Source organism: Acinetobacter defluvii (assembly GCF_001704615.3).
In the GTDB taxonomy this organism is placed as follows: domain Bacteria; phylum Pseudomonadota; class Gammaproteobacteria; order Pseudomonadales; family Moraxellaceae; genus Acinetobacter; species Acinetobacter defluvii.
The window spans coordinates 915,259-939,372 of sequence record NZ_CP029397.2; the positions used below are offsets into that span (position 1 = coordinate 915,259).

15 protein-coding genes are annotated in these 24,114 nt (G+C 38.0%); 7 read left to right on the forward strand and 8 right to left on the reverse strand.

All coding sequences use genetic code 11. The features are described 5' to 3' along the window. Positions 1 to 113 precede the first annotated feature (113 nt). Complete coding sequence (locus DJ533_RS06745; protein WP_065993615.1) at positions 114 to 674, reverse strand: SdpI family protein; 561 nt, start codon at positions 672 to 674, stop codon at positions 114 to 116. A gap of 104 nt (positions 675 to 778) precedes the next feature. Then, on the reverse strand, positions 779 to 2,953 hold the full coding sequence (gene yccS / locus DJ533_RS06750; protein ID WP_089024782.1) for a YccS family putative transporter: 2,175 nt from the start codon (positions 2,951 to 2,953) through the stop codon (positions 779 to 781). Positions 2,954 to 3,096: 143 nt separating this feature from the next. Here yccS and DJ533_RS06755 point away from each other — a divergent pair, with 143 nt between their 5' ends. Next, positions 3,097 to 4,305 carry a multidrug effflux MFS transporter gene (locus DJ533_RS06755; protein ID WP_065993712.1) on the forward strand — a complete coding sequence of 403 codons (1,209 nt, stop codon included), beginning with the start codon at positions 3,097 to 3,099 and terminating at the stop codon, positions 4,303 to 4,305. 841 nt (positions 4,306 to 5,146) lie between these two features. On the opposite strand, the gene metH is transcribed toward DJ533_RS06755, so the two are convergent. Further along, the gene (gene metH, locus DJ533_RS06765; protein ID WP_065993614.1) at positions 5,147 to 8,836 is read right to left on the reverse strand and encodes a methionine synthase; all 3,690 of its coding nucleotides are present in this window, start codon (positions 8,834 to 8,836) and stop codon (positions 5,147 to 5,149) included. Between the two features lie 458 nt (positions 8,837 to 9,294). Here metH and DJ533_RS06770 point away from each other — a divergent pair, with 458 nt between their 5' ends. Beyond that, on the forward strand, positions 9,295 to 10,917 hold the full coding sequence (locus DJ533_RS06770) for an inorganic phosphate transporter (protein ID WP_065993613.1): 1,623 nt from the start codon (positions 9,295 to 9,297) through the stop codon (positions 10,915 to 10,917). 64 nt (positions 10,918 to 10,981) lie between these two features. Here the strand turns inward: DJ533_RS06770 and DJ533_RS06775 are convergent, their stop codons facing one another. Both DJ533_RS06775 and DJ533_RS06780 read right to left on the reverse strand, forming a co-directional pair. After that, positions 10,982 to 12,532, reverse strand: coding sequence for a hypothetical protein (locus DJ533_RS06775; RefSeq protein ID WP_065993612.1), 1,551 nt, complete (start codon positions 12,530 to 12,532; stop codon positions 10,982 to 10,984). 261 nt (positions 12,533 to 12,793) lie between these two features. Continuing rightward, the gene (locus tag DJ533_RS06780) at positions 12,794 to 13,414 is read right to left on the reverse strand and encodes a rhomboid family intramembrane serine protease (protein WP_065993611.1); all 621 of its coding nucleotides are present in this window, start codon (positions 13,412 to 13,414) and stop codon (positions 12,794 to 12,796) included. Positions 13,415 to 13,577: 163 nt separating this feature from the next. On the opposite strand from DJ533_RS06780, the gene nfuA reads away from it, so the two are divergent. Both nfuA and DJ533_RS06790 read left to right on the forward strand, forming a co-directional pair. Further along, positions 13,578 to 14,216 carry a Fe-S biogenesis protein NfuA gene (gene nfuA, locus DJ533_RS06785; protein ID WP_065993610.1) on the forward strand — a complete coding sequence of 213 codons (639 nt, stop codon included), beginning with the start codon at positions 13,578 to 13,580 and terminating at the stop codon, positions 14,214 to 14,216. A gap of 264 nt (positions 14,217 to 14,480) precedes the next feature. Further along, the gene (locus DJ533_RS06790; protein WP_065993609.1) at positions 14,481 to 16,493 is read left to right on the forward strand and encodes a ligand-gated channel protein; all 2,013 of its coding nucleotides are present in this window, start codon (positions 14,481 to 14,483) and stop codon (positions 16,491 to 16,493) included. A gap of 119 nt (positions 16,494 to 16,612) precedes the next feature. On the opposite strand, the gene DJ533_RS06795 is transcribed toward DJ533_RS06790, so the two are convergent. Both DJ533_RS06795 and DJ533_RS06800 read right to left on the reverse strand, forming a co-directional pair. Further along, entirely contained in the window at positions 16,613 to 17,623 is a 1,011-nt protein-coding gene (locus DJ533_RS06795) for a hypothetical protein (RefSeq protein WP_065993608.1), read from the reverse strand. Between the two features lie 14 nt (positions 17,624 to 17,637). Then, on the reverse strand, positions 17,638 to 18,660 hold the full coding sequence (locus DJ533_RS06800; protein WP_065993607.1) for an alpha/beta fold hydrolase: 1,023 nt from the start codon (positions 18,658 to 18,660) through the stop codon (positions 17,638 to 17,640). 325 nt (positions 18,661 to 18,985) lie between these two features. On the opposite strand from DJ533_RS06800, the gene DJ533_RS06805 reads away from it, so the two are divergent. Continuing rightward, positions 18,986 to 19,600 carry a carbonic anhydrase gene (locus DJ533_RS06805; protein ID WP_065993606.1) on the forward strand — a complete coding sequence of 205 codons (615 nt, stop codon included), beginning with the start codon at positions 18,986 to 18,988 and terminating at the stop codon, positions 19,598 to 19,600. Between the two features lie 80 nt (positions 19,601 to 19,680). Here DJ533_RS06805 and DJ533_RS06810 read toward each other — a convergent pair whose 3' ends face one another. Further along, positions 19,681 to 21,153: an outer membrane protein transport protein gene (locus DJ533_RS06810; RefSeq protein ID WP_065993605.1), complete on the reverse strand. Its 1,473-nt coding sequence runs from the start codon at positions 21,151 to 21,153 to the stop codon at positions 19,681 to 19,683. 519 nt (positions 21,154 to 21,672) lie between these two features. Between DJ533_RS06810 and DJ533_RS06815 the strand changes: the two genes are divergently transcribed. Next, positions 21,673 to 22,113, forward strand: a complete 441-nt coding sequence (locus tag DJ533_RS06815) for an acyl-CoA thioesterase (RefSeq protein WP_065993604.1) — start codon at positions 21,673 to 21,675, stop codon at positions 22,111 to 22,113. Positions 22,114 to 22,289: 176 nt separating this feature from the next. Further along, on the forward strand, positions 22,290 to 24,107 hold the full coding sequence (lepA, locus tag DJ533_RS06820; protein WP_065993603.1) for a translation elongation factor 4: 1,818 nt from the start codon (positions 22,290 to 22,292) through the stop codon (positions 24,105 to 24,107). The last annotated feature ends 7 nt before the right edge of the window (positions 24,108 to 24,114 follow it).

Sequence of the window (24,114 nt, forward strand, 5' to 3'; positions counted from 1 at the left end):
ACTAAATAAATTGTAAAGAAAATAGATTTGAAGATAATATTTATTCTCATTATCATTAAGGTTTAAGGTGTAAAAAAGCCTCCTAATACAGGAGGCTTAATATTTAATTGAAATTAAAGGGTTTTTGGCTCACCGACAGTTTCTTTTAAATGTTTACGCACAGTTTCAAAGGAAAAGTTTTTACTGTTCATACGGCTAGGCAGAATATAAGCACCTTGTTGACCTTTCACCTTAAAGTTCACCAATAAAAACTCGGGGGTGTTATACCATTCGTAAATGTCTTTCCAACCAATCGTACCAACACCTTCTTGTAAGCCCATTTGTTGACGCATTACAATACCATGAGGTTGCACACCCAGTTTAATGCCTTTAATTTCTTGTACTGGAAATTCATTCATTTTACGTTTAACGTACCATTCCAAACCAAATTTTCGCACAAGTAGATAAATGACCACACAGGCAAGCAATACCCAAAAAATCACAGTTGAATAGTTTTTAATAAAAATTAGACCTAGCAAAGAGAGTGCAACAATCACGCCCATGATTGCCCAAGCTTTTGTTCCAATTTTATTGGTACTGCGCCAAATTGCGAGTTGCGCATTGCGTTGTTCCGCCTCAGTAACTTCATACGGCACAGGTTGTAGGGTATAAGCGTAAAGATTTTTGGCAGTCATAATGTCAGTATTAAAAAAATATATAGAGCTATGCAGAGTTTAGCATCATTTCAAATCAAATCGTCAGTATATTCTACCAAAATACCCGCAAATTCACTGCAAGCCTATAAAGAAGCAAGTTCAGTTGATTGATCATCACGTTCGTGGCTTAAACTTTGTTTTAAGGTACTGAACTGTTTTAAGATGCTAAACATCAAAGATAATTGCTGTAAAATAATCAAAGCCTTTGCTGACTCTTCATCAGACTGATTTAAACGTAAACGAATGGTTTGCAGCATATTATGTGCAGTTAAATCAGGCATTTCATCTCTAAGCAAAGCACCTTTAATATCATCTAAGGCTTGATCCAACAAACCTAAAATCTCTGGGTCATGGACTTTTTCACGATGCGCACCGAGTGCTGCGATATAGCTAATAAAGGTATGATTTAAACATAAAAATTCAAAAGCAAGACTTTTTTGAGTCGGATCAAAATCAGGTTCAGTGGCTAGCGTAGAAATTAAAGATGCAACTTCAGCATCAGTATTGTGTGCTGCACGTCTTACAATTCTATAATTCAAAGCATTGTTGCGACCATGATGATATTGATCCACGACTTCAGCCAAATATTGACATTGTGCTTCTAAAGAGCGATTGATGGTGCGTGGTAAACGACGGAATTTCCAGTCTGGAAAAATAAAGCTCACACCAAACCATGCAAAAGCACATCCGATCACGGTATCGATTAAACGAGGCAATGCAGCTTCAAAACCTAAACCATCTAGATTAAAATTAATTAATGCTAAAATGGTAATAAAAGCAGTCGCTTGAGCATATTGTTTACTGCGTAAATCAAAGAATAAAACGCCACTAAGAATCAATAACAGTAATTGACCTTCGACTGTCGGTACAAAATACAAAATCGCATAACCAACGATGATGCCTGCTAAAGTACCAATAATGCGTAAACGCAAACGGCGCTTGGTCGCATTAAAGTTGGGTTGACTGACAAAGAGGGCAGTCAATAAAACCCAATAGCCGTATTCAATCTGGGTAATTTGTACAAAAACATAGCCAATAAATAACACCACAGAGACACGAATCGCATGGCGGAAAAGTACTGATTCAGGCGTTAAGTGTTGTGTGATACGGCTCTTAATATCCTCCCAACCTTTTAAGTCATCGTCTTTGAGTTGGTTTTCAAACTGTTTGCTTTGATCGTACTTGATATGACGTTCAGTTTCGACATTTTGTAGTTGAGCATCAATGGATTTTAAATTTTGATATAAAGAAAATAAGGCATTGACCCAAACTTGGTCATAATTTTGCGATTGTCGCAGTCGATCTAAAGAATGTCTTAGGTTTTTAAATGCATGTTTAAAACGAGCGTTATGTTGATAGGTATTGCGATTTAAAATGCTATCACTCAAGTCCTTACACGCTTTTCCTTGTAAAGATAAAATCCGTTGAAAGCGAAACAGAATGTCGCTATGTTCGAACATTTTCGCTAATTTTTGATAATCAATATGAGCAGAATCAGCACGTTCATGAATATCTTGTGCGACAAAATAGTATTGTAAACTACGCCGTGTATCTCGTTGACCTCGATCGCCTTTTAATCGAGTGAGCAAGGCAGTTCGCATATCGTTAAAAATACCGATCAACTTACCATTTTCCATAGACAAGCCAATCATACTTTGTTGATAACTCTCGGAAGTCATATCGACATCAAATAAATTGGATTTGGAAAATAGAAAATCGCCTAAAGACGCATAACATTGTGAAAGTTTGTCTTGTACTTGACGTACAGGAAACAGTAAAAAGCTAATGGTTGAAATGAGACCATACCACGCTGCCCCAATGACCAATAAACTCGGTTGCATATACCACGGTTCAAATAAACCTACCCCAAGCATCGAGTAAACGGAAATGACCAAGCAACCATAGGAAATGGTGGCATAACGCCGACCGAGGGAACCTAATAAAATCCAACCAATACAAGAAATAATAAGACCGAGTGCAAAGAAAACTGGATAAGGAAATAGCAATGTGACTGACGCTGCTGTCACAAAAAATCCAATATAGGTATACAGCAAGTTCATGATTCGCACAGAAAAGCGATCATCAATGTCACTGAGACCTGCTGCAACGACTCCCAAAGTTAGCGGAATCGTCATGAGCTGTTGATCTAAAAAATAAGGTAGAAAAGCCGTGCCTGCAAAAGCAATGATCATGCGTAAGTTATACATGATACTGGTATTGTAAGTTGCTTTTTTAAGCCGATTCAGCCAAGTATTCAAACCAATTCCCTTGAAAAACATTGTTTGTTATGCCTAAAAAATGAAAACTCTATCGTGTGAAATTTCAATTAATCAGCAATAGAAATAATACAATGCAAGGGTTACACTTGTCTGCATTTCCTCTCATTAAATTCATACTTTCTATGTCTCAACAACAGGTCAAACCGCAATATTCGACGGGCTGGATTTTACTCCTAGCGCTCTTTACATCGCTTGGACCCTTATCGATCGACATGTATTTACCTGCTTTACCACAAATGGCACAAGACTTTAATGTTTCAACTCAGCAAGTTGCAAACTCTTTGCCTGCCTATTTCTTTGGTTTGGCTATAGGACAATTGATTTATGGTCCGATTAGCGATCGGATTGGGCGTAAAAAACCCCTGTACTTTGGGATGACTTTGTTTGTTGGTGCCAGCTTGCTTTGTGTTTTGGCGGATGGTCATTGGTCATTGATTGCCGCACGCGTTTTGCAAGCTTTGGGGGGCTGTGTCGGTGTGGTGATGGCACGTGCTGCGATTCGTGACAAACTCGATGTACAAGGTTCTGCCCAAGCTTTTGCAAGCATGATGATTGTTATGGGAATTGCACCTGTACTTGCGCCTACATTTGGCGCATGGATTTTGTATTTTTTTGAATGGCACTATGTTTTTATTGTGCTGATGTTAATCGGTTTATTTTGTCTGATCTGTGTACATTTTTTCTTTGAAGAAACATTGGCAGAAGAACGTCGTTTAAATTTAAATGTCACACAAGTACTTCAACTATATGTTGTCATTTTTAAAGACCGCAGTTTTTATTTGCCGATGTTGGCTGGCTGTTTAACAGGTGCCGCATTATTTGCTTATATTGGCTCAGCTGCTGCCGTGTTGATGGATCAATATCACTTAAATGAGCAGCAGTTTGCTTATGCATTTGGTTTGAATGCCTTAGGTATAATCTTTATGTCATTTTTGAATAAAAAATTGGCAAATAAGTTATCTATAGTGCAGCGTTTGCAACTGGGTGGAGTTAATCAAATTTTAGGATCAATCATAATTGTGATGGCTGGATTAGTGCTCAATGCGCCGCTCTGGGTGATTATGATCGGGATGTTTTTAACTGTTTCAGGCATCGGTTTTACTGGTCCAAATGCGATGGCTTTAGCAATGGCAAAGCAAGGGGAGCGTGCAGGAACTGCAAGTGCAATTATGGGAAGTACACAATTTGCATGTGGTTTAATCGGGGGCATACTACTTAATTTCTTAGTATTTAATCATGTCTTAAATATGGGAATCTTAATGCTTGGTTTTACTTTAGCTGGTGGTGTAGCGATTTACTTGGTTAAAAAACAACAGCAATTACACGTCTAATCATTACTAAATTTTAAAGTAGTGTTCTAAATTGTATGTCAGTCAAATCTATCGATAGAAAAACTGAAAATATATAAATTAAATGCACTATATTTTCAAAATCTGATAACGTTTAGGTGGTGGGTCAAACATAGTCAGCATGATTTTTGAAGAATCTGCTATAAATCATCTATTAATGAAAATTTTTCTTCAACTTCTTTTAGACTATAGAAATCTGTTTGATATATACCTGTATCATTATTAATGTATTGAACATAGAAAATAGGATTATGTGGAGTACTTTTTGACGGGCTTAAATAAAGGTCGAGAACTTCATTACAGTTTGGTTATCTTCTGACAACTTCCGTAGGTGTGCTTAAAGAGAAAATACCGAGTTTGGTATCTTTCATATTAATGATATTTTGAAAAAATTGTTCAATTAAGGCTAAGCTATTTGAATGTTGATAAAAAATCTTTTTTAAATTTTCTATTTGTTGTTGATCATCATCAATTGAAAGCAGTCCTTCGCAAGGATCGTTGAGTTGACTTGTGTTTGATGCCCAAAATAGATCATTTTTAAAGATTTTAAATCTCTTTCAATAAGCTCCACCGAGATATTTATATACAAGCATAAGTTAAAAAAATTCAATAGTATGATTGATTTTTATATTGTTGTTTTAATATAAAATTCAAGGTGTATTTTTATATCTATTTAATCCCACTCAACCTCTCTTTCTTACACTTCATTTAAAGTAGTACTTTAAATTCTGTTCAGGGAGGATCTATCACGTACTTCATTGAATACGCGAAAATCCCCCTTTGAAAAAGAGGGATTTAGGGGGATTAATTTAGAAAAAAAGAATTAACTCACCGAATCATCCAAATTCGGTGCTAACCAACGCTTCGCCTCATCCATTGTCCAACCCTTACGCTTTGCATAATCCTCAAGCTGATCCTGAGCAATTTTACCCACGTTAAAGTATTGACTTTCAGGATTTGCATAATAGAAACCACTGACAGATGAAGGTGGCCACATCGCAAAACTTGTAGTGAGCTGCGTACCAATCTTATCGGTAGAACCTAACCAATCAAACAAAGATGCTTTTTCAGAATGCTCAGGACATGCAGGGTAGCCTGGTGCAGGACGAATCCCGACATACTTCTCTTTGATCAATTCTTCATTACTTAAACTTTCAGATGCTTGGTTGCCCCAGAACTCTTTACGGATACGCTCATGCAAATGCTCTGCAAACGCTTCAGCAAAACGGTCACCTAAAGATTGTGCAAGAATCGCAGAATAGTCATCACCTTTCGCTTTGTATTCATGCGCCATTTCTTCCGCACCAAAGATTGACACGGTGAAGCCACCTAACCAATCTTCCGCTTGATCTTTGCTTGCCACGAAGTCAGCCAATGATAAGTTTGGCTTGCCTGTGACTTTATCTGATTGTTGACGCAAGTGATGGAAAGTATGCGTCACAGCTTGTCCATCTTCGCTATAAACTTCAACAGAATCAGCCGCAGAACGGTTGGCAGGGTAGATGCCAAATACTGCACGCGCATCAAAGCGTTTATTTTCAATAATGTCTTTCAACATTTCCTGCGCTTGATTGTACAAATCAGTTGCAGCTTCACCCACCACGTCATCCGTCAGAATTTTCGGGAATTTACCTGCCAGACTCCACGAAATGAAGAACGGTGTCCAGTCAAAATATTCCACTAAAGTTTCAAGTGGATAATTAGTAATGGTTTGCGTACCAATGAAGTTTGGCTTCGCAGGCTTATTCGCTGCAAAGTCAATTTTTAAACCATTTTCAATCGATTCTGCATAAGACAGTTTTGCGGCTTTCGGTTGTTTGTTGGCAATACGTTCACGGACTTTTTCATATTCCGCACGGGTTTCCTCAACAAACTTTGGCTTCATTTCTTTAGAAAGTAAAGTCGTTGCCACACCCACTGCCCGTGATGCATCGGCAACATAAATCACCGCATCATTTGAATATTGCGGATCAATTTTTACAGCGGTATGCGCTTTAGAGGTGGTTGCGCCACCAATCAGTAGTGGTACATGGAAACCTTTACGTTGCATTTCTTTGGCAACAAAGACCATTTCATCCAAAGATGGCGTAATCAAACCTGACAAGCCGATAATATCGACATTTTCATCAATCGCAGTCTGTAAAATTTTCTCAGCAGGTACCATCACACCAAGGTCAACGATGTCATAACCATTACAGCCTAACACCACACCCACAATATTTTTACCAATATCATGTACATCGCCTTTTACAGTCGCCATCAGGACTTTACCTTTGGATTGACCGCCTGATTTTTCAGCTTCAATGAATGGGTTGAGCCAAGCCACCGCTTGTTTCATGACACGGGCAGATTTGACCACTTGTGGGAGGAACATTTTACCTGAACCGAACAGGTCACCGACCACATTCATACCGTCCATCAATGGACCTTCGATCACATCGAGAGGACGAGCTGATTTTAAACGAGCTTCTTCAGTATCTTCATCAATAAAAGTCGTGATACCTTTGACTAAAGCATATTCTAGACGTTTTTCTACGCTCTCATTACGCCATTCGAGGTTCTCAACCTGTTTTTGTGCTGCACCCTGACCACGGTATTTTTCAGCGACTTCAAGCAGTTTTTCAGTCGCTTCTTGATGGCTTTCACCTTGATTCTGATTCAGAATCACATCTTCAACCGCAGCTTTTAACTCAGGGTCAATATCATCGTAAATTGCCATTTGACCGGCATTTACAATCCCCATGGTCATGCCTTGTTTGATGGCATGGTAAAGGAACACAGAGTGAATCGCTTCACGTACAGGCTCATTGCCACGGAACGAGAAGGATACGTTAGATACACCACCTGAAATCATCGCATGTGGCAGATTTTGTTTAATCCAACCTGTTGCTTCAATGAAATCAACTGCATAGTTATTATGTTCTTCAATCCCTGTTGCGACTGCAAACACGTTTGGATCGAAAATAATATCTTCAGCAGGGAAGCCAACGTCATTGACCAGTACATCATAAGAACGCTTACAGATTTCACGCTTACGTGCTGCGGTGTCTGCCTGACCTGTTTCATCAAATGCCATGACGATGATTGCTGCACCGTACTGACGACATAAACGAGCTTTATGTACAAACTCGTCATAACCTTCTTTCAAGGAAATTGAGTTCACTACAGGTTTACCCTGAACGCATTTCAAGCCTGCTTCAATAATTTCCCATTTTGATGAGTCAATCATGATTGGCACTTTAGAAATTTCAGGTTCAGACGCAACAAGATTAAGGAAATGCACCATCGCACCTTGCGAATCGAGCATCCCTTCATCCATGTTAATGTCGATCACCTGTGCGCCTGCAACCACTTGTTGCAACGCCACATCTAAAGCTTCGGCAAAGTTTTCTTCACGGATTAAACGTAAAAACTTCTTTGAACCTGTAACGTTGGTACGTTCACCGACATTCACAAACAAAGAATCATCATAGATGTTAAACGGTTCTAAACCACTTAAACGACATGCAGGCTTGGTTTCAGGAACTTGACGAGGCTTGATGTCTTTCACTGCATTGTAAATGGCACGGATATGATCAGGCGTGGTACCACAACAACCGCCTGTAATATTGATCAAACCGCTTTCCGCAAATTCTTTTAAGAATGCTGCTGTTTCTTCTGGGCTTTCGTCATAACCCCCGAAAGCATTGGGTAAGCCTGCATTTGGATGCGCTGAAACAAAAGTATCAGCAACATCGGAAATGGTTTTGACATGCGGACGCATGGCATCTGCACCGAGCGCACAGTTAAAACCAATGGATAATAAATCGCCGTGACGCACCGAGTTCCAGAACGCTTCTGCGGTTTGCCCTGTGAGGGTACGACCTGAAGCATCGGTAATCGTGCCTGAAATCATGAGTGGCAATTCATAGCCAATTTGATTGAATACTTCTTTGACTGCAAAAATTGCAGCTTTACAGTTCAGCGTATCGAATACGGTTTCGATCAGAAGAATGTCTGCACCCCCTTCGATCAGGGCATGAGCAGCTTCGATATAGTTTTCTTTCAGCTCATCAAAGGTAATGTTACGAAAAGCAGGGTCATTCACATTCGGAGAAATTGAACAGGTACGTGATGTAGGACCTAGCACACCTGCAACAAAGCGTGGTTTGTCAGGTGTCGAGTATTTTTCACACGCTGCTTTGGCAATACGTGCGGCTTCACGGTTGATCTCAGGAACGAGGTCTTCCATATGATAGTCAGACATAGACACACGTGTACCATTGAATGAGTTAGTTTCAATGATATCTGCGCCTGCATCTAAATACGCTTCATGAATGCCCTGAATGATTTGGGGTTGAGTCAATACCAAAAGGTCATTGTTGCCTTTTAAGTCCGAAGCCCAGTCGGCAAAACGCTCACCACGATAGTCGGCTTCTTCAAGTTTGTGACGCTGAATCATGGTACCCATTGCACCATCAATAATCAGAATCCGTTGAGCCAATAGCTCTTTTAGGGTGGTAAGCGTGGACATAAATAACCCAATCCGATGGAATATAAAATCGGCATATATGTTAGCAGAATTCACATCAGTTTTATTGTTATTCATGATTTAGAGGGACTCAAATTATTTTCTGCTGCTTTTATCAGCAGTTTTTGAGAAAAATGAATGTATTTTTTCTTGAATATTCATGTAAATGTCATGCTTAAAGTATAAATTAATTCGCCAAAAAAAATAATATGAAAATTTTTATTGCAAATATTACAAATATTTCAAAGGTTAAAAATGATAGAAAATGTGCATAAATATGACTTTTAGTAATTGTAAGTGTCTGAATTTTAAATATTAAAATAAAAAATATATAGTTGTTTTTTAAATTTTATCTATTTCATTTAGTAAAAATGTTGCTTTATATGACAGCTATTTGTCATATAATTGTCACAATTTAATTGAACAATAAGCGCATTTTATTATCCGCTTAAACCGTCTGCATGAATTCTAATTTACCTCCCGTTTCAGATTCATCACACTCATCGACTCCACACAAGTCGACGAATGTTCATGTTCCGACACCAAAGTTTTTTATGCCAGTGTTTCTCACGATTATTATTTCTACACTGATTTATATCGGTGTTCAGCTTTCTGCTGATTTGGCGCATGTGCCACCTTTGAGCTTATATTCGGTTGTGTTGCTGGCGACGGCTTTATTTATTGCGTTGGGTTTTGAGTTTGTAAATGGTTTTCATGACACAGCCAATGCTGTCGCAACGGTAATTTATACCAATGCACTGCCTGCACCAGTTGCAGTAATGTGGGCGGGTTTTTGTAACTTTCTTGGGGTGATGGTGGCAAGTGGTGCGGTAGCTTACGGTATCATTGCATTACTCCCTGTCGAACTGATTATGAATGTGGGGAGTGGTGCTGGTTTTGCCATGGTCTTTGCCATGCTGATTGCAGCCATTTTATGGAATTTAGGAACTTGGTTCTTAGGCATTCCTGCTTCAAGCTCACATACGTTAATTGGTTCGATTTTAGGTGTAGGGATCATGAACTACATTTTGCACTCAGCAAGTGGTGCAAGTGGTGTAGACATGGATCAAGTCATGAAAGTGGGTAAAGCTTTATTATTTTCCCCATTGATTGGTTTTGCTTTTGCTGCTGTTGTATTCTTGATTGTGAAAAAGATTTTCAAGAAACAGCTGGAGTTGTTCCAACCGCCAGAAGGCAATAAACCACCCCCACCTTTGATTCGTGCGATTTTGATTTTCACATGTACAGGGGTAAGTTTTGCACATGGTTCAAACGATGGACAAAAAGGCATGGGCTTGATCATGTTGATTTTGATCGGGTTAGTACCATTGGCATATTCTTTGAATAAGAACTTAGATCAGCAACATTTACAATCTTTCTCTCAACTGTCTGAACAGACAGCATCTGCAATCTATGCACAGCATGCAGATATTCCAGATGAGCAAGCACGTAATACCATTACCAAATATATTCAAACCAAAGAAATTACACCTGAAGTTGTGCCTGCTTTGGCAAGTTTGACTGATCATTTAGGTGAGCGTGTCGGTAAATTTGGGGATTTAAAAGATATTCCTGAGTCTGAAGTTTCATCATTACGTAATGATATGTACTTAAGTACAACGGCTTTTAAACGTTTAGATAAAGCTGAGCAATTGCCAAAAATGGATGAAGCGCAAGCAAAAACAGTGAAAGAATATCGTAGTAACTTAGATTCGTTCCTTCAGTATATTCCAACATGGGTGAAAGTTGCTGTTGCACTTGCGCTTGGTCTAGGCACAATGGTGGGTTGGAAACGTATTGTAGTTACCGTAGGTGAACGTATTGGTAAGCACCACATGACTTATGGTCAAGGAATGTCTGCTGAACTTGTGGCGATGTCGACAATTGCAGCAGCCGATGGTTTAGGAATGCCTGTATCCACGACGCATGTTTTAAACTCTGCTGTAGCTGGTACGATGGTCGCAAATAAATCAGGTCTAAATTTTAATACTGTTAAAACCATTCTTTCCGCTTGGATTTTCACATTACCGGCAACGATCTGTTTATCAGGTGCTTTGTATTGGTTGTTATTAAAAGTATTTTAATCCTTAGATGAATATTTGAAGCTCAATAAAAAAACGCTGCAATCGCAGCGTTTTTTTATTAGGATTATTTTTTAAATTTTCCAAGTAATTGTTGGATCGGCAATTTATCATTAGCAAAGCCATAAATTGCTGCAAAAGGCAGGGCAGTACGAGCCAAATATGCGACACGCCATAAGCCACCATGGTTTGCACCCTCCATGATCAGCTCCAAAGGATGTTCAATCTGTGTTTCAGGATTTGCTACTGAGGTTTGGTTTTTTAAATCATGCACCCATAGTGCTGCCATCAAGGCGTTGGTCGTCTCAGGTGCAAAAGCTTCCACATCAAATAAACTTGCACCATTAAATGCAGCTTTGAGTAATGGGTTTTTAGTCACAGACATGGTTGTGGTCGAAGGAGCGATATTAATACTGACTTTTTGTCCCTGATGACGTGCCAAAGTTGCTCTCCACTGTTGGATACGTTTGGCTAAGGCATAGTTTGGTCCTTGTTCAACTACTAAACAATCGGCAATACCATAACTTTTTCCATTATCAGAGTTGATTAATTGCTGACTGTTATGTTTAAAGAAATGTTTCATAGATGCGGTTGCAACGCTTTTACTTAACCATTTTTCAATTTTTGAACGTTGTTGGTATTTTTGTGTAGACGCTTGAATGACGTCTTTGGGTACAGCATAGACATCGGTAGGCGTACACATATACATCAATGATGTATCTGGTTTTTGTGCGCTGACATAACTCATGATGCTGTCCATTGCCATCGACACTCGCACGTGTTTCTCACCATCTAAATAGGCAATTGCAGCTAAATCTAAGCTATTTGGGTTTTGCGCTAACCAGTGGGCGATTTCGGGTGTTTGGGTGAGTAGGTTGGTGCCCAGTTTATTTTTTAATTCATGTATTTCAAAATTTTCAGTCAATGGTTCAGTGCTTGGTGCATATAGAGTCGCGTTGCCGTGTTGTACTGTGTTTAGAATTTTTTCCCAAACTTTGGCATTAGGTAAATCAACAGCAATGAGGTTGGCTTTCCATTTGGCTAGCCAAGTGAGTGGACCTGCTTCGGATGCCGCGCCAAATAACACCATGGTACGATCAGACAAATCAAACCATTCAGGATGGGCTATCACCTGACGTAAGGCATCGGCATGGCTAGTTTCAACAATGCCACACTTTTCCCAAGTTTGGATTTGCTCAAGTAAGGCTTGTCCTTGTAATTTTTGACCATGATAAGGTACATACCATTCAGGTTCAGCTGTACTTTGTCCTTGATACTTAAATGTATGTAATGTTTGAATATTAGGCACAGTCATGACATCTTTTAAGCGATAACATTTTCCATCTCGATAAAACTCAAAACTATGGTGTGCTTGGGCTAAACCTTGTTTTGCGATGGTAATGGGTGCATTCACTGAACGGATGCCATGTGCAACTAAGGCTTTAAAATGTCGAGGATAATTTTTACGCCAGTTTTTTTCATTTAAAGCATTTTGTGAGCTAAGCTCATCCACCAAAGAAAGTGCTGCTGCAACAATTTCTTTGCCTGTGCTTGAAGAGCTTACTTTTTGGGTTTCAGGCTGAACGGGGAATTGTAAACCGTCAAATGAAGTAGACATGCAAAAAATCTCTATTTTTTCGTCATTAATATACAGATGTATACATTATCCACGTCAAGTTTAAATGTAGGGTGGCAATATCTGCCAAAATAGAGCACTTTTTAATAGAATATTCAGTGATGTTCCAAACGGTATGCTAGTCAACTTCCCAATAGAAAATCAAAAATATATAAATTAAATTCACTTAAAACTCAATATCTTATGAAACTGCTATAATGGTTAAAATATACTCAAGATACTGTTTGAACCCCCTCCAAAAAACTAGAAAGAAAATTGCATTAACTGATTGAAAAAATGTGGAATGACTCTCGGTTCAATGATGATGGTCATGACTACACCATAAGCGGCACCCCACAAATGTGCACTATGATTAATACTTGAGTTACCTTTTTTCGCTGACCAAATACTATAAGCGACATATAAAACTGCAAAAACAATCGCAGGGACGGGAATGAAAAATACGAAAATTAATTTCCAAGGCTGAAATAAGATATAAGCGAAAAGTACTGCGGATACGGCACCTGAAGCGCCTAAACTTGCCCATTGACTGTCATTTTTATGTTTTAAATAGCTTGGAAGTATCGCAAAAATTAACGCTCCCATATAAAACAGCACAAAGCCTAAGTCATATAGGTATTGGCGATAAAAACTTTCAATTACGCTACCAAAGAAAAACAAGGTAAACATATTAAACAGCAAGTGCATACCATCGGCATGAATAAAACCATGTGAGATAAAGCGATCATATTGCGCTTTTTGCTGAATCGCAGGCGGCCAAAAGATCAGACGATCCATAACTTGGCGATTTGAAAAAGCGATTAGAGAGATGATCACGGTAATTAAGATAATCGTGATGGTATGATTAAAGGGTAAATGCAGCATAAGTGTATATAAGGAAAAGATAGAAGATCAATTTAACAGCAATTTAGCAGTTATACACAAGAAAATCATAGGCTTTAACATCAATTCCGACAAATTTAGTTGATTTTTTATCTTTTAGCCGCATCTTCAGTTAAAATGGCAGCTTCAGCTTGAGGAAATAGTTATGTCGACTGAGAACACCAACACTGCAGTTGCAGAAGAACTTCCAAATTTATTGATTACTCCGACTGCGCAAGAGTATTTAAAAGACTTGTTGGAGAAGCAAAACACTCCAGGGATTGGCGTTCGTGTATTTGTAGAAAATGCAGGCACGCCACGTGCTGAATGTTGTATGGCATATAGCGCACCTGAAGAAGTGATTCCAACTGATTATCGTCAAGATTACGCAGACTTTCCAGCATTCATCGATACGCCATCTATCCCATATTTGAAAGATGCTGTGATTGACTACAATAAAGACCGTTTTGGTGGACAGTTAACCTTTCGTGCACCGAATTCAAAAGTTCCACGTGTTGGTCCAGATGCTTCGATTGAAGAGCGCATTACCTATGTGCTACAAGCCGAAATTAATCCAGGTTTGGCAGGGCATGGTGGTAACTGTGCTTTGGTTGAAGTACTCGAAGATGAAGAACATGGCTTAACTGCTGTACTTAAGTTCGGTGGTGGTTGCCAAGGTTGTTCTGCGATTGATGTGACCTTAAAACAAGGTGTTGAAACCACTTTAAAACAACATATTCCTGAATTAATGCGTGTGGTGGATCAAACTGACCATAGCCAAGCAGATGGTGCATATTTCAAATAACTTTTGATCAAAATTGTTAAAAAAGCTTCTCAGATTGAGAAGCTTTTTTTTTGCGCAGTGTTTTTTTAGATAATTTATTTTTTTAATAATAAAAAATATTATTAAAAATAAATAGTTTTGTTGAAAGACACGGTAAATACATTTAATTATAATGATAATTATTATCATTATTATTGTAATTCAAGATTTATTTGTTACACTTAGTCACGAAAAATACACTTTCTATCCTTTTTTAAACTTCTTAAAACGTTCGGGGATGCCTTTATGTCAAACCGTATTATCAAATCTATGCTCTCTATTTCTGTTCTATCCCTGATGATCGGACATGTTTATGCAGAAGATTCACAAGAAAATTCTAATAATTCCCAATCACCTGTGCAATTAGATGAGATTGTAATGACAGCAAAAGGTTTTGAGCAAAGTGCTAAGAAGGCTGCTGCTTCTATTTCTGTATTAACTCAAGCGCAAATTAATAAAAAAGCCTATCGAGATGTTACTGATGCTTTAAAAGATGTACCAGGTGTAGTGGTCACAGGAGGAGGAAGTTCGAGTGATATTAGTATTCGCGGGATGGGAAGCGCTTATACGCTCATTTTAGTCGACGGTAAAAAAGTAAATACACGTGCTGTACGACCAAATAGTGATAATTCAGGTATTGAGCAAGGGTGGTTACCTGGAATTGGTGCAATTGAACGTATTGAAGTAGTACGTGGTCCAATGTCAGGTTTGTATGGTTCAGATGCCATGGGTGGGGTGATTAATATTATTACTAAAAAAACCTCACAAGACTGGACAGGTACAGTGAAATTAGATTCAACATTGCAAGAAGATCACCATTCTGGAAATCTCTATCAAGCAAATGCTTATGTTTCTGGCGCTTTAATAGAAAATTTATTAGGATTCAAAGCCAATGGAACTTTCTCACATCGTGAAGAAGATGAAATTATTGGGGGCTATAAAAAGCAAAGAATGCGTGCAGGTGGTGCTACTTTAAGCTTTACACCAAATGATTTGCATACACTAGATTTGACATATCAACGTTCCATTCAAAATCGTGATGGAACTGTAGGAAAAACCATTGAAGACAAAGCCAGTAAAAATGGTCCTGCAACAAACGCTTATAATGATTATTATCGTACAGAATACACACTTAGCCATCAAGGCGAGGTTGGCACTGTTCGTACTTCATCTTATATTCAACGGGAAGAAACTGACAATAAAACACGGGAAATGCAAGCAGTAAATACAACATTTAATACAATTAATCAGTTTTATTGGGGAGATCACGATCTGAGTTTTGGGGGCTCATATTTAAAAGAAGAATTAGATGATCAAGGAAATCAGTTAATAATCAGTGGTCAAAAAATCACAAGTCTAGACCGTTATAGTTGGGCATTATTTTTAGAAGATAACTGGAGAGTTTTTGAACCTTTTACCTTAACCACATCTATTCGTTTGGATGAAGATGAGAAATTTGGCAGTCATTGGAGTCCAAAGATTTATGGGGTGTGGGAGTTAAATGATGAGTGGATTGTAAAAGGGGGCATTTCAACTGGATATAAAACACCAGCTTTAAGAGCAACAGTACCGGGTTGGGGGCAGGTCACAGGCGGTGGACTGCGTAATGGTGTAATTATAGGCAATGAAAACCTAAAACCTGAAAAAAGTGTCAACTATGAAATGTCTTTGAACTGGGCAAATAATAAAAATTTAAATGCTTCTCTGACGGTGTTTAATAGTGAATTTAAAGACAAAATCACTGAAGTAGGAAACTGTGACATTCAAGTAAATACTGAATGTGTGCTTTTTGGCGAGCAGTTCGATTTTATTCGTACGCGTGAAAATGTAGATAAAGCCAATATGCGTGGTGTTGAAGCAACCTTGGGTTGGAAAGTAACACCTGATTTGAATTGGACGGCAAACTATACATTTACAGATACTGAGCAAAAGAGTGGGCAGTTTAAAGGTAAGCCTTTAAATGAAATGCCTGAACATATGTTTAATACCACACTCGACTGGCAAAGCACAGATCAAGTCAATATGTGGGGGCGTTATAACTTTAGAAGTGAAACCTCAGACTATCTTGGTCGTACCAGCATGTCACAAGGTAAACCTGCCTATGGCATGATTGATGTAGGAATCAACTATAAACCAACCAGCCAAATTCAAATCGCTGCAGGTATTTATAACGTATTTGATAAGGAAATTGATACAGCGACATATAGTTATGTGTTAGATGGTCGCCGTTATAATTTAGGTTTGACTTATAATTTCTAAAATTGAGTGATTAAAAATAGCATACACAAAGACTTGATGAGTTTGTGTAGGGTGAGTTTTTTCCAAGAAAAACACGTAAATATTGAGATACTTACGTGTTTTAAAATATTCAAAATAGACTACGCATTTTTATCTATTTGGAGTATCTTTAAAGTCTGTTTAGAATAATAAAACTTCTCTAGATAGCATCGAGCTCGTGTTCTAAGTTGTTCTGATGAAACGAGATGTTGAATAATTGGGCTAAGTAAGCTTTGCAATTCATGTTCAATCAATGCTTCATCAATATTTAAATCACGTAACAATAAATCAAAAGGGCGTTCTTGATTACGGATATACCAGGCATATACACCATCATGAACTTGCTGTTGAAGATAATTCGTTTGACGTAAATGTTCCCAAACTTCATGCCCCATGCCTACGGTATTTGGTAAATCATTTACTTCGACATAATTACGCACAACGTTTAAAGGCTGCTTTTTGATTTTATGCCATAAATTTGCTTGGAAATGATAGAGCTTGTCATCATCAAAATGTTGGTTAATCACCTGCTCACTGAGTTGACTGATTTTGATGATATTTTTTTGCAAATAATGTTTTACCGTATCATCTAAATTGGTATCTATGACCGTTTCTAAAACAGATTTGCCCATTTTCATAAAGCGGCCAACGCCTGGCACTTTTTTATTCATCACTGAATTATCCATATAGTCTTGGATCGAGTGATGAATCAATTGCGTAAGCATCACTGAAAATGCTGGATTATTCACGACTCTATGAATCAAGGCTTTACGGTGTGAAGACTTACTTGCAACGTATTGTGCGATTTTATCAATGGTTTTGACAGGGATAATCTCTTCGATACTGGTGTTGTCATTGCTTGGATGAATCAGCGCAAAACGGATATGCTCCCAGATTTGTTCAATTAAAAACTCACTTGCAGGTGTTGCTAAGATTTGTTTTTGCAACAATTGGTTAATTTGCTCAAAACTCCAAATATTTTGCAGAGTTTGTTTTCTAAACCAAAGGTAAAATTCTTTAAATTCAGTTTGAATGGTGTCAGACTGAGCAAATTCTTGATCTAAAAAAGCCAGTTGCGCGTCGATTAATTGTTCAATTACTGGATGAGTCATAAATTAAACCTTCATTATAAAATCTTTTGATCAGCCAAAGGATTTTTTTGCAATTGAACTTTATTTAAAAAACTGAGATAGGCATCTACAACCTTTGTGGAGGCTTCTAATAAGGGCATATGTCCAACTCGATCTAAGAGTATAGGTGTTTCGCTACGTTTAATAATCGTTTTTAATTCTTGTGCAACTTCTACATTGACGATCTGATCTTGTTTTCCCCATAAGATCAGGGTGGGTGCTTCAATATTTCTGACCATCGTTGCAAATGAAGTGGTGGTGTAGAGTTTATTTAAGGCATCAAGTTGATCAATGACTTTTTTATTGTCTTGGGCTTTTAATATTAATAACTTTTCACGTTCATTGTTAATAATGCTCGGTGTGAAAGGAGGATTATACATGACTTTTTTCATGACAAAATTCAAATCCCCAGACTGTGCCACTAACAACTGTTTGAGATAGACAGGATTTTTTAAGTAATTGGTATTGTTACTTTTAAACACACCACCCGAGCTCAATAGAAATAAACTTTGCGTATCAAAAGGATATTGTGACGCGTAGAACATCGCAATTGAGCCACCTAAAGAATGTCCAACCACATTTAAGTTATTTTGAATACGTGCTGCCTCAATAAATCGGCGCAGTTGTTCGGTTACATTGGGAACGGAAATATCAAAATTTTCAGAAACTTGTGTTGTACCTGCAAAAGGTAGATCAGGAATAATCACATGATAATATGGTGTAAGTTGCTGAGCTACATCATTCCATGTATCTCGGCTACTGCCTAAACCATGAATCAGTAAAATAGTTGGTTTGCTACGATCACCGCCTTCGCTATATGACCAAGCCACATCCCCTACACGTAACGTTTTACTAGATAGACCTGCCCAGGCTCTCTCTTCTTGTAATATCTTTTGGTAATCAAGGGTGTCTACTGCTGCATGTGTGCTGCTCAAGCTTAAGCCAGATAGACCGATACTACTGAAAATAACTGCTGCTCTACAAAATTTGAGAAAAGTTTTTGAGGGCATTTGAGGCATGTATCTGATTCCTTCTGAACAATTCATCATTATATAAAGCAAACACAAATTTTTGATGACCTTATTTGCGGAAAATCTTGTCATATTTTACACGAGCTATTATTTCTAATAGACATTGTTTATAAAATAATCTGAAAATATGAGGAAAACGTTAAGTAATTCAAATTATTTGTTTATTGTGTAGATTAATTAAATAGTAAAAGTATGTTTGAATGAAAAATTAACATTTAACTTAAATTGTAACAGAGTTTATATTTAGTCAGTGACTTTCAAAAAACAGAAGATTAAAATAATTTAAAATTTAAAACATGAATGGAAACTCCCCATGCTAACTGCAGAAGAAGCTTTAGAACGTTTGAAAAAGGGCAATCAACGTTTTGTTAATGGTGAAACTAATCACACCAAGATGTTGTCCCATCAACAACGTGCAGAAATGGCAGAAAGCCAAGAACCTTTTGCGATTATTTTAGGATGTTCAGACTCGCGTGTACCTGCTGAAATGGTATTTGACCAAGGTTTGGGTGATTTATTTGTGATCCGTGTGGCAGGGAATATTGTCGCACCTTCACAAGTGGGTAGCGTAGAGTTTGCGGCTGAAAGTTTTGGTTGTCCTGTGGTGATTGTACTAGGGCATACACATTGTGGTGCGATTAGCTCTACCATCAAGGCATTACAAAACCCACAAACACCACCCTCTGCAAACTTAATGTCGATTGTGAATCGTGTACGACCATCTGTGGAAATTTTGATGCAGACTGAACTAAAAGATGATTTAGAAAAATTATCTAAGCATGCAGTTCGTGCTAACGTATTTGGCTCTGTTAATCAGCTTCGTCATGGTTCTGCGGTTTTAGAAAATTTGATTGCCAAAGGTAAACTTAAGGTTGTAGGGGCTGAATATTCACTGGAAACGGGTGAAGTATTATTTTACGATTTTTGAATTTAAGTCTTTATAAATTCAGATAGACAGTAGCAATAAAAAATCCCACAGCGAGGTGGGATTTTTTATGTGTTTACATTTTAGAATTTATAACCAATTTTTAGACCATATGCGATTGCATTGCTATCAGAGAAGCTAGCAACTTTGCGATGGCTTTCACCTGCTTGTGCACCAGTTTGAGCATCAGCATCACCCAACCAGAAATACTTCACACCACCAGCAATAAATGTTGCAGGTGTAGGGCTATATTGAACACCTAAACCAGCATTCCAATAACCTTCAGTTGGACCAAGTGTAGAGACAGGATTACCCGCACCAGAGTCCCAACCTACTGAAACATTACCTGCCCATTTATCGTTAAGTTTACGACCTACACCAGCAGTTACAGAATATTGATCATCCGAGTATTCAACAAGATTAAAACCATTTGGACGATTAACAAGATTACCAATTGCTTCAGAAACCTTACCGAACTTATAAGGTCGAATAGCGAAGTCTTTCCAATTCACCCAGCGAAGATTCGCAAAAGCAACTGTATTTTCCATGATTCCTGTTTGGAAATCTAGATTCACAGATTGTGGTGTAGTAATCGTTGTTTTTCCTGGCGTTTTCATCGCTGTGATTTGTTCAGCTGTAACCCCCAACCCAGCCAATACTGCTGGATGACGATCTAATGCACTTTCCACGGAAAGACGTTCAACAGCATTAACGTCATGATCAATTTCAGAGCGATAAGTGATTGATGCTTTTAAAGCGATTTCTGGAATTTGATAAGCTGCACCAGCCAACCAACCTGTACCACCAGTTTCTTTAATGTTGGCATCATAACCATTGTATAGGCTATAAGCAGTACCACGTAGGTTTACGTTACCTTTAATAGTTTGATAAACTCCACCAGCATATAAGTTAATATTTTTGGTCGGTTGAAAACCGAAAACTAAAGATAAGTTTTGAGTATCTACTTCAACATTGGTATTACCTTTGCCTAAGCTCGCATTTGCATCAGCTAAACCTGTTGCTAAAGCTACTAGGGGTTTACTAGCCTCTTTTAAAACAGCATTAGTTGCATCTGCTTGACTTAGACCCTTTTGCATCAATGCACCAATTGCTTGTTTAGCAGCATCAGATTGCATATATGCTTGAATTTTAGCTTTACCAGCATCAGCTAATGCGTCAAGTTTTTGTTGAGGTAAAACAGTATCTGCACCAGGATGAGACACAAAAGCATTTTCACCATGATATGCTGCCTTAGCACCAAATGGTTGATCATATAAAAGACCAAATGAAATATTGTCAGTCAGTTGCAGTTTTAGTGCTGCTGAAGGAAAGTAATAATCGTCAGCCATATCTTCGATGTTACGTCGAGTTGGTGTTTCTCCACTTTCTACTCCTTCAACCGTTGGATCTAAAATAGAAATGCCTGCTTCAAAATAGTTGTTTGGTTGTAAAAAAGCTGCCATCGATTGACCAGATCGATCTAACGCTGCTGCAAAAACGCTTGTTGCTGGTAGTGTTGCAAATAAAATTGCAGTTGTTAACGTTTTTAATTTCATTTTAGTTTTTCCCTAGACCATAAAATGAATGATTTGAAGCATTTGTAAACAAAACTTAGAATATTTGTGGTTTACAAATAATGTTTGGAATTTACTACTTTTTACAAAATAACATATAAAAAATAAGAGTAAATACTCTAAGTATTGAAAATACGAAAAAAATGTAAACGGTATAGTTTATAATTTATGCTATATTTTATTAAGACTATATGAATCAAATGCTTAACTAGTTAAGCTTAGATGAAAGTATATTAAAATGAAGATGTTCTTTGCTAAATAAAAATACATTGAAAACATAGCGTTTTTATTTGCTGGTTTTTGTGTTGAAAGATTTAACTGAGGCATAACATACTAAAGCACTCACTACGATCAAATAGATAGTATGTGTATAAATAATTGACGTTGAAAAAGTCCTATAGAGAGTTAGTGATTATTAATGATAGGAGGATTGATTGTAATATTGTATTTGCTATTGCAATCTATCTAATATGAAACAAATCTGAACAATAGGATAGTGTTGTGGCAACCACATTTTTTGATTTAAAGTTAACAGTACAACCTGAACATATTGATATTTTAGGGCATGTCAATAATGTGGTGTATGTGGCGTGGATGCAGGAGGTTGCAAAAGCACATATAGACGCTTTAGGCTTGGGCGTGAAAGATTATTTAGAATTAAAACATGCAATGGTTGCAGTAGAGCATCATGTCCAATATCGCAAAGCTGCGTTTGAGGGGGATGAAATTATTTTAAGAACATGGCTCAATGACATCAATGCGTTATTTTCATTCCGCCAATATGCTTTTTTTCGTGCAGCAGATCAAGTATTGTTATTCACAGGTAGTACCAAATGGGCATGTGTAGAGATTGCCACAGGACGTCCAAAACGTTTATCTCCCACATTTATTCAAGCCTATCAGCCTTTAGATGAAAATATTAATCCTTATGATTTTAAGTGAGCTAAAAGTATTTTAAAAAGCTTTTGTTGAGTTGCTTCGTTTTTAAATAATTCAAGTGCCTGATGATTATTATGGATACTTTAAAAAAACCATCTGCTATAATCCCTCGCAATTTCTATTCAGCTTTTGTTATGTATATTTTTCAGTACATAGCGTGTTTTTCTTCAAGGTAGCCCATGGCGCAAGCTAAAAAATCTGTCGATATTAAAAATATTCGTAATTTCAGTATCATCGCGCATATCGACCACGGAAAGTCGACACTTGCAGACCGTTTCATTCAGACATGTGGTGGTTTACAAGACCGTGAAATGCAAGCGCAAGTTCTGGACTCCATGGAATTAGAGCGTGAACGTGGGATTACCATCAAGGCGACTTCTGTGACCTTATATTACACTCATCCTAATGGTCAAGAATACCAGCTGAACTTCATTGATACCCCAGGACACGTAGACTTTTCTTATGAAGTATCACGTTCTTTGGCTGCGTGTGAAGGTGCATTATTGGTCGTGGATGCTGCACAAGGTGTAGAAGCCCAGTCTGTTGCTAACTGCTATACAGCGATTGAACAAGGTTTGGAAGTTCTTCCAATCTTAAATAAAATCGATTTACCCCAAGCAGAACCTGAACGTGTCATTCAAGAAATTGAAGATATTATCGGGATTGAAGCAACTGAAGCCCCTACTTGTTCAGCAAAAACAGGTTTAGGGATTGAAGGTGTATTAGAAACATTGGTCAATGTTATTCCTGCACCCGAAGGTGATCGTGATGCACCCTTACAAGCATTGATTGTCGACTCATGGTTTGATAATTACTTAGGGGTTGTGTCTTTGGTGCGAGTAAAACAAGGACGTGTCAAAAAAGGCGACAAAATGTTGATGAAATCAACAGGTCAGTCGCACATTATTACCTCTGTCGGTATTTTTAATCCAAAACATACTGAAACAGGTATTTTGGAAGCTGGTGAAGTCGGCTTCGTGATCGCGGGGATTAAAGATATTTTTGGTGCGCCAGTGGGTGATACCATTACTTTAGCAACAACACCTGAAGTTGCTTCATTACCGGGCTTTAAAAAGGTTAAACCTCAGGTATATGCAGGTTTATTCCCAATCGATGCCAGTGATTTTGAACCATTCCGTGAAGCATTACATAAGCTACAAATTAATGATTCAGCATTATTCTTTGAACCTGAAAGCTCTGATGCTTTAGGTTTTGGTTTCCGTTGTGGTTTCTTGGGAATGCTACACATGGAGATCGTGCAAGAGCGTTTAGAGCGTGAGTACGATTTAGACCTGATTTCTTCAGCACCGACTGTAATCTATGAGGCGGTGATGAAAAGTGGTGAAACGATTTATATCGACAGCCCATCAAAAATGCCAGATGGTTCAACCGTTGAAGATTTACGTGAACCGATTGCAGAGTGTCATATTTTGGTACCGCAAGATTATTTGGGTAATGTCATGACTTTGTGTGTTGAGCGCCGTGGAGTGCAAAAAGACATGAAGTTTATGGCAAACCAAGTGTCGATTACCTTTGAAATCCCGATGGCTGAAGTGGTGATGGATTTCTTTGACAAATTAAAATCATGCTCGCGCGGCTTTGCCTCACTTGATTACAATTTTGTACGTTTTGAGTCTTCATCTTTGGTTAAGGTTGATGTGCTAATTAATGGTGAAAAGGTAGATGCTTTAGCCATGATTTGTCACCGTCAAGATGCTCGCCATCGTGGTATTGCTTTGGTTGAAAAAATGAAAGATTTGATTCCACGTCAAATGTTTGATGTTGCGATTCAAGCAGCAATCGGTGCACAAATTATTGCGCGATCTACTGTAAAAGCGATGCGTAAAAACGTATTGGCAAAATGTTATGGTGGTGACGTTTCACGTAAGAAGAAACTGTTATCGAAACAAAAAGAAGGTAAGAAACGCATGAAACAAGTGGGTAGTGTTGAAATCCCACAAGAAGCGTTCTTGGCTGTATTAAAAGTCGATAGATAAGAAGTAA